The sequence below is a fragment of the Methanoculleus sp. SDB genome (assembly GCA_001412355.1).
Classification (GTDB): Archaea; Halobacteriota; Methanomicrobia; order Methanomicrobiales; family Methanomicrobiaceae; genus LKUD01.
In genome coordinates this window covers 23,013-29,744 of record LKUD01000008.1, presented here as the reverse complement: position 1 = coordinate 29,744, position 6,732 = coordinate 23,013, and the positions used below count along the sequence as shown (strand labels likewise).

7 protein-coding genes are annotated in these 6,732 nt (G+C 56.5%); 3 read left to right on the top strand and 4 right to left on the bottom strand.

Translation table 11 applies throughout. The annotated features are described in order from the left end of the window. Positions 1–665 precede the first annotated feature (665 nt). The gene (locus APR53_02250) at positions 666–1,370 is read left to right on the top strand and encodes a hypothetical protein (protein ID KQC05614.1); all 705 of its coding nucleotides are present in this window, start codon (positions 666–668) and stop codon (positions 1,368–1,370) included. A gap of 56 nt (positions 1,371–1,426) precedes the next feature. Here APR53_02250 and APR53_02245 read toward each other — a convergent pair whose 3' ends face one another. Next, entirely contained in the window at positions 1,427–2,221 is a 795-nt protein-coding gene (locus tag APR53_02245) for a hypothetical protein (GenBank protein KQC05613.1), read from the bottom strand. Between the two features lie 249 nt (positions 2,222–2,470). Here APR53_02245 and APR53_02240 point away from each other — a divergent pair, with 249 nt between their 5' ends. Continuing rightward, positions 2,471–2,929, top strand: a complete 459-nt coding sequence (locus tag APR53_02240) for a hypothetical protein (GenBank protein ID KQC05612.1) — start codon at positions 2,471–2,473, stop codon at positions 2,927–2,929. A gap of 234 nt (positions 2,930–3,163) precedes the next feature. Here APR53_02240 and APR53_02235 read toward each other — a convergent pair whose 3' ends face one another. Beyond that, on the bottom strand, positions 3,164–3,451 hold the full coding sequence (locus APR53_02235) for a hypothetical protein (protein KQC05611.1): 288 nt from the start codon (positions 3,449–3,451) through the stop codon (positions 3,164–3,166). A 135-nt stretch (positions 3,452–3,586) separates the two neighbouring features. On the opposite strand from APR53_02235, the gene APR53_02230 reads away from it, so the two are divergent. Next, positions 3,587–4,219: a methyltransferase type 12 gene (locus APR53_02230; GenBank protein ID KQC05610.1), complete on the top strand. Its 633-nt coding sequence runs from the start codon at positions 3,587–3,589 to the stop codon at positions 4,217–4,219. Between the two features lie 51 nt (positions 4,220–4,270). On the opposite strand, the gene APR53_02225 is transcribed toward APR53_02230, so the two are convergent. Continuing rightward, positions 4,271–5,092, bottom strand: a complete 822-nt coding sequence (locus tag APR53_02225; GenBank protein ID KQC05609.1) for an acetyltransferase — start codon at positions 5,090–5,092, stop codon at positions 4,271–4,273. Between the two features lie 94 nt (positions 5,093–5,186). Then, positions 5,187–6,659 (bottom strand): ribonuclease II, encoded by a 1,473-nt coding sequence (locus tag APR53_02220; protein ID KQC05608.1) that lies wholly within the window; start codon positions 6,657–6,659, stop codon positions 5,187–5,189. Between the last annotated feature and the right edge of the window lie 73 nt (positions 6,660–6,732).

The window sequence follows — 6,732 nt, the reverse complement described above, 5'->3', positions numbered from 1 at the left end:
CGGATTAAAAAACAACCCTCTCAAGCAAAGAATCCGCATGCTCTCCCGGCGGAATAGAGCCTCAGAACAATCTTTTTATTTTATATATTATTATATATATTTTCAACCGGGTGGAATGTATGAACGATGATACGAAAAAGTGGATGATGGGAATTATTGGCACTGTTGTTGCCGGAGTTGTAATTTTTTGGTTGACACAAGGGATGGTTGGTCCTAGCCACACCAATTCCGCTGACTCCCTAATCCCCTCTGTTACCCAAACAGATACGATTGTACCGATGAATACCAATCTTGTTGTCCGTGGCTCAGCAAACCCATGGACTATTCCTGCTGGAAGTACAACAGAAATCCGGGTATTGGTGACAAATACAGAAAATACCCCAATTGAATATGCGAATGTCCGTCTGGGTGCTGGAGGGGGCATATTCACTTCATCGGGAATGTTAACCGTTGTTGGAACAACTGACAGAAACGGAATGTTCATCACCTATTGGCAGGCTCCAAGTTCTGCAGCTCCACGTTATGGATTATCTGTGACCGCCACTAAAACAGGGTTTTCAAAAGCCGAAGATCTAATATACATCAACATTGGCTGAGTACATTGCCCCTACTTCTCAATCACCCCCCACAATCTCTTTAATATCCCGGCCGCAGAATCCTGATCCATGGGCCCCGACCACCCGCTCAGGAAGAGAATCCGCGAGCTCTCCCGGCGGGACCGGGCCACCCTGTTTCTCTTTGTTGTCACCCTTCCGCTTGCCATCGCCTTTCTGCAGATCCTCCTCTTTTTGGTGATCATCCCCGCCGACATCTCTCCCGATCTCGTCTGGCTGTCGTACGAGAACCCGACTCTGTCGGGGATGTTTCTCTCCAGCTACTTCCACAGCATCGCCGATCCCGGCCACCTGTATGGCAACTATGCCGCGACGTGTGCCTGCATGGCCGTTATCGGAGTGATGTATGTGATCGTGATGCCGGCATACGGCGTCTCGGTGTCCCGCCGTTTCACGGCCGGATCGTTCCTTTCGTTCTTTCTGGTGCTGCCGTTCTGGATTTCGGCTGTTTCCCTGTACTTCCATCCCGTGTTTCCCCGGGCGAGCTGGGCGGTGGGATTTTCGGGAATCGGTGCGGCACTGCTCGGGTTCGCCCTCCTCCTCATCCTCCTGTCCGCGTACACCGTGATGCTCAGGAACAGTGGTTCCGCAGGGGATGAAACGGTGCGTGCGCTCATCGCAGCCACCCTGTTCATCGCCCTCGGCCCCCCGGCAATCATGCTCCTGGAAATCGGCGGGACGGTGAATGTCTTTGCCCACCTGGCCGGGTATTCATTCGGGCTTCTGGTGCCGGCGGTGCTCGGGCTGAGGAGATGAGCCCCTGCGGATGAAAGAATGCAATAACCGCAGATACTGCGGCATTAAAAGAGGGTTTATTTGGATTTTCCGTTGCCGTTTCCGCCGGCGTTTCCGTTATTCCCCGAATTTCCCTTGTCGCTGGCGTCTTTTCCGCTATTGCCTTTCGTTTTGTCGTCCTTCCCGCTGTTGCCCGTCTGTTTGTCACCTTTGCCGTTGCCCTGCGTATCGGCTTCTTCGGTCTCCTCTGATGCCGCTCCGTTCTTTTCCTTGTTGACCTCGCCGATGATCTCTTTCACATACGCGATGAATCCCGTGGCCTCTTCCTGGCTGAGTTTCTTTCCACTCTGGGCTTCCGCGTGATGAACGAAGGCGTTTAACTGGTTCGTCGCGGTTTTTTGATGATCTTTATCCAGCGATTTGGTCGCGGCGTTGAGTTTGACGATGAAGCTGTTTCTAATACCGAACGGGGCGTCGAGCCCGCCGAACGTATTGATAAGCGAATTGATAGCCTGCTTTGGGGTCTGGATGGTGACTTCGAGGCTGTCCGTGCCGGTAAGACCCTCGTCGTCGGTGACGGTAAGCGTCACATTATACAGGCCTTCCGCGTCATAGGCATGCAGGGCTGTCTCGCCGGAATCCGTAGCCCCGTCGCCGAAATCCCAATCGTACGACATGATGGTCCCGTTGTCTGTCGAGGTTGTCCCGTCGAACGTTATGTTCTGGCCGACGAACGTGGTCATGGGTGTCGCGGTGAGACCGGCAACCGGCGCTCCCGTTTCTTCAACCGTCTCCGCCGCAACCACCCCGCAGGCGATCATGCAGAATACCAAACCGGCAATACATGCCGTGATGAACCGAAATCGTGTCATGCTCTGCTCCTCCTCACAGGCCCTTTGTCGCGGCACTGCCCTTCGAACCGTCAGGCATCCGGCACAAAGAACCCTTGATAATGGTTCTAATGACGCTCTATCATATAAATATTTTCTATCATGGATTATCCTTTGTGATAAACACTTCTCCGTTGCGGGGGGTGCAAAGGCCCGCCATTACATAATAACAATTATATATTACAAATCGGATTGATTATTGTTTTTTTATTCATCCCGGGAGGGATGCGAATGGATGCGGTACAAATCATCGTCTCAGGAGCAATGCTGGTAGTTCTCGGTATACTGATCCTTTTACCGCTGGTATGGGAGACGCGTAACAATCGAATCCTCAGGGAGGCAGTATTTTCAAAAATTAATGAAATTTCCGAAAATGAACGCAAAGAGGTCATGATGGAACTGGTTACCCAGCCTCTTTCACGAAAAGGCTCTGCGCGGTATTCGATGATGCTCGGCGTCGTCCTTGTCATCGGCGTATCGGTATTTTATCTCCTCTTAACCGATGGGACATCAGAGATTGCAAAAAACACGCTGGGTGTCCTGGCCGGAGCCCTTGCATCGATTGTGGGATTTTACTTTGGAGGCCGTGCCGAGGAGGTAAAATCCGAAGAACTGGCCGAAGCTGTTGAAAAGGTCGTGAAAAGCAGAGAGACCCCGTCGGGAGGTCCGGAGATGAAGCCCGGAGGCTGAAAGAGACAGCCTGCCTGTACGACGACCTCACAAAAGCCGGCTCTTCAGAATATTTGTTATTTAGTGCTGCCCGGGCCGAGGTGATGCATCCGGCCCCCTCTTCGGCCAATTTTTCGTTTTTCTGGATTTGTGTCAGTTCTCCGGCTGCCCGGGAAGGCAGCAACCATCCGGAAAAGTATAGCCTCCGGTATTCGGATCCTACGCGGACGGTGCGTGCCTGTGCGGGTGACAGGATCAGAACCCGAGCCAGGACCGTACTTTCCCCATGAATCCGCCTTCGGCTGGTGCCGGGGCGGCGGCGGAAGCGGCTGCGGGGGCCGGCGCCGGGCTCTCCTTTTTCGGGGGGTTGAGCCGGTACTCGGCAATGGCCTTGTTGGTTTTCACCACGATGTTGCTCGGGTACAGCTCCATCGCCTGATCATACGCCCTGATGGCCTCGGCGTACCGGCCGGAGAGAAACTGCGTGTTGCCTACCATCAGCCACTCGTCCGGGGACCGTTTCCGTGTCTCAGCCTGTTGCATTATGGAATCACCACCTGATAGTAGTGCATCTTATATTGAACTATAAATAAATGCGGGTTGATGTAACCCTTGCGTCGGATTTCGCGTGCCGTTTATGTCGGCACCGCCCGGCCCTACTGCCCACGGAGCCCCCTCATGAAGCAGGTGGACATGGAAACAATCTATACAACGCTCGATAAGGAGACAATTCCCTGGAACATCTCCGATCCCCCGGCGGTGCTGGTGAATCTCGTGGATCGCGGTATCGTCGGGCCGTGTGCGGCGATCGATTTCGGATGCGGCACCGGAAATTACGCCCTGTATCTCGCATCGCGGGGGTTTGACGTCACCGGCATCGACAAATCCGCGGCAGCGATACGCATGGCGGAGGAGAAGGCGCGGGAACGCGGGATTGCCTGCAGATTTCTTGTGGCGGATATCCTCGGGGATCTGCAGGGCCTGGTCGGGCCCTGCGATTTTGCCTACGACTGGGAGGTGCTGCACCATATCTTTCCGGAGGAGAGGGGGCGGTACGTCGCAAACGTGTACCGGCTGCTCAATCCCGGCGGGCAGTATCTCTCCGTCTGCTTCAGCGAATCGGACCCGCAGTTCGGGGGGAGGGGAAAGTACCGGACGACGCCCATCGGCACGGTGCTGTATTTCTCCTCGGAAACCGAGTTGTTTGACCTTTTCTCACCGTATTTCGAGATTCTTGACCTGAAAACCATCGGGGTTCCGGGAAAAACCGCACCGCACCGGGCGGTGTATGCGTTCATGCGCAGGAAATGACCCCCCGATTCTCGGCAGGGCACCGAAAAGCCCGCCTCCCCCCGGGTCCGGTTACTCGCAGATCCGGTGTGGCAGGGTTGCAGGATCCCGCAGGTAAAGAACTATCCGGTCGATGATCTCGGGGTTGCCCGGCATCATGATATGGCAGTACCGTCCCGGCGGTATCGTGCCGGTAAACGGTTCTGCGGGCAGGATATCAAAGCCGGCGCCGGGAAGGTGTGCGTCGGAATGCGAAATAACGCCGTCGCCGGTATAGGTGGTGCGCCAGCCGTCGTTGCGGTACTCCCAGGTTCTCCCCTGAAACGGCGGGAAAAAGGCCTCCTGCATTGTTCTGTTTTCGGTAACGATCATCCGGTACAGCACATCGCTGCGTGTTCCTGCGGCACGGAGCTCGGTGGTCTCCTCGCTGCCCGGGCGGAGTGCCTGGACTATCAGATCCTCCGCGGGATCATACCTCCGGGGAACAAAGACGCCTGCAAGCGTCCGGAGTATCTCCTTTCCGTAGACGGGATCGTTGAACAGCTCTGCCATCGAGGAACCGTTGTTCGGGGGGCCAAGCCCGATAAACTGGCGCACCCGCTCGCTTCGCTCTTTTCCGTCGAGGATTTCGAGCATATGCCGTACGATAAATCCGCCGGTAGAATGCGAGACGATGTCGACCGGCCCTTCGTATCCATGGGAGATGCGCATTTCCGTGATAAAGCGACGCAATGCCGCCGAAATGGCCGCCGGATGAATATTGCCCATGCCGGAAAAATCAAAAATCCAGCAGGGTATCGATTCTTCGGCAAGGCGGGAGATCAATAATTTCCAGACGGCGGGGGTGCTCTTCCAGCCGTGGACCAGAACGGCCGGGCACCTGCGGGAATTCACGCTCGTATAGTTGGATTTGGGATACGAAATAAATTTTCAATGCGAGGGTATGGTACGGTACCAATTTCATTCCGATATGCCGGGCAGGCCTTAGCTACCTCATCCCGGCAAAGGCAAAATCGATAAATCCTTTGTAGGGATCGACGCCGATCAGCCTCACCCGAATCCGCCGGCCGACCCGGGGCCCCGCCTCTCCCTCCATGACCCTTCCTTCGGCGGGCGGGGCGATAAGCCGGACATAGGTTCCCTTCTCCGAGGCCCCGGTGACGAACGCATCGAAAGTCTCGCCGATCCGGTCCTGCAGGAGGACGGCGGCGGCTGCCTTCCGCATGAAGCGTTCGACTTTCTGGGACGCCTGCTCCCTGTCGCTGAGCCATTCGGAAAGGTCGTCGAGCTCCTCCCGCGTATAGGGGCTGTCTTCCGCGTCGATGACCGATTTTATCAGCCGCTGAATGACAAGGTCGACGTAGCGCCGGTTCGGGGCGGTGCCGTGCGTATAGTCGGTGACGGCAAGGCCGAAGTGGCCGAAGGGCGGTTCGCCGGGTTCGAGCGTTACATATTCGCCGCGTCCGATGAGCTTCACGATCGTCAGGGAAAGGTCCGGGAAGCGCTCGGGATCCGCCTCTCTCCGCCGCGTGAGAAACCGTGACAGCGCCCGGGAATCCGGCTCGGCAGGGAGTTTCTCGCCGTAGGACGCTGCGGTCGCGACAATCTCGTCCCAGTACTTCGGTGTGCGGACGACCCGCTGTATCATGGACACGCCGGCGTTCCCGATAAAGTCCACTATGGTTCCGTTGGCGGCGATCATGAACTCCTCGATAATATACCGTGCCGTGTTTTCCTCCTGGATGACAAGATCGCGCACCGAATCCTCCTCCATCACCGCATTTGCTTCGATGGTTTCGAGATCGAGCGCACCCTGCTGCATCCGGAATTTTTTCAGGCGCATGGTGGTCTCGGTCTGAAGAAGGATCTGCTCCTCGAGCCCGGGGGTGTCCCTGACTGTTCCGGGCATGGGGCCGGTCCCGTCCAGCCAGCCGCCGACTTCCTCGTATACGAGCTTCGCCTTGTTGCGAACATGGGCGCGGTAAATATCGCCGTGGCGGACATTCCCGTCCTGCAGCACGGCGTATTCGATGACGACCGCCCTGCAGTCCTGTCCCGGCAGGAGTGAGGTGATGCCCTTGGAGAGCCTGTCGGGCAGCATCGGGAACGTCACGACGCCGGTGTACACCGAGGTGCCGTTATGGGCCGCATGTCTGTCGGCGGACGAGTATTTCGGGACGAAAAAATCGACATCCGCGATGGCGATCCGGACCCGGGTCTCCCCGTCTGGGCCCCGTTCACAGTATTCGATCTGGTCGAGGTCTTGCGAGTCGATGTTGTCGATGGAGGACCAGAGGAGAGGACGCAGGTCCCGGATCCCCCTCTCCTCAGGAAGAGTCCCCGTGTCGGAGATGGCATCGACCTCTGCACGAACGGACCTGGGGAAACCGGGCTCGAAGCCGTAATCCCGCATAGCGTTCCATGCGATGGCTTTCAGGTCGACAGGGCGGTCGTTTTTCATAGTCAGGTGAAAGATTCGTTTCCGGGCATAAATAGCTCTGGGAAGGGGATTTTGTCAACAGATACTTATGCGA

Excerpts from the sequence above, each read along its gene's own strand:
- APR53_02250 (KQC05614.1), top strand. The coding sequence starts at position 666 with ATGGGCCCCGACCACCCGCTCAGGAAGAGAATCCGCGAGCTCTCCCGG.
- APR53_02245 (KQC05613.1), bottom strand. The coding sequence starts at position 2,221 with ATGACACGATTTCGGTTCATCACGGCATGTATTGCCGGTTTGGTATTC.
- APR53_02240 (KQC05612.1), top strand. The coding sequence starts at position 2,471 with ATGGATGCGGTACAAATCATCGTCTCAGGAGCAATGCTGGTAGTTCTC.
- APR53_02235 (KQC05611.1), bottom strand. The coding sequence starts at position 3,451 with ATGCAACAGGCTGAGACACGGAAACGGTCCCCGGACGAGTGGCTGATG.
- APR53_02230 (KQC05610.1), top strand. The coding sequence starts at position 3,587 with ATGAAGCAGGTGGACATGGAAACAATCTATACAACGCTCGATAAGGAG.
- APR53_02220 (KQC05608.1), bottom strand. The coding sequence starts at position 6,659 with ATGAAAAACGACCGCCCTGTCGACCTGAAAGCCATCGCATGGAACGCT.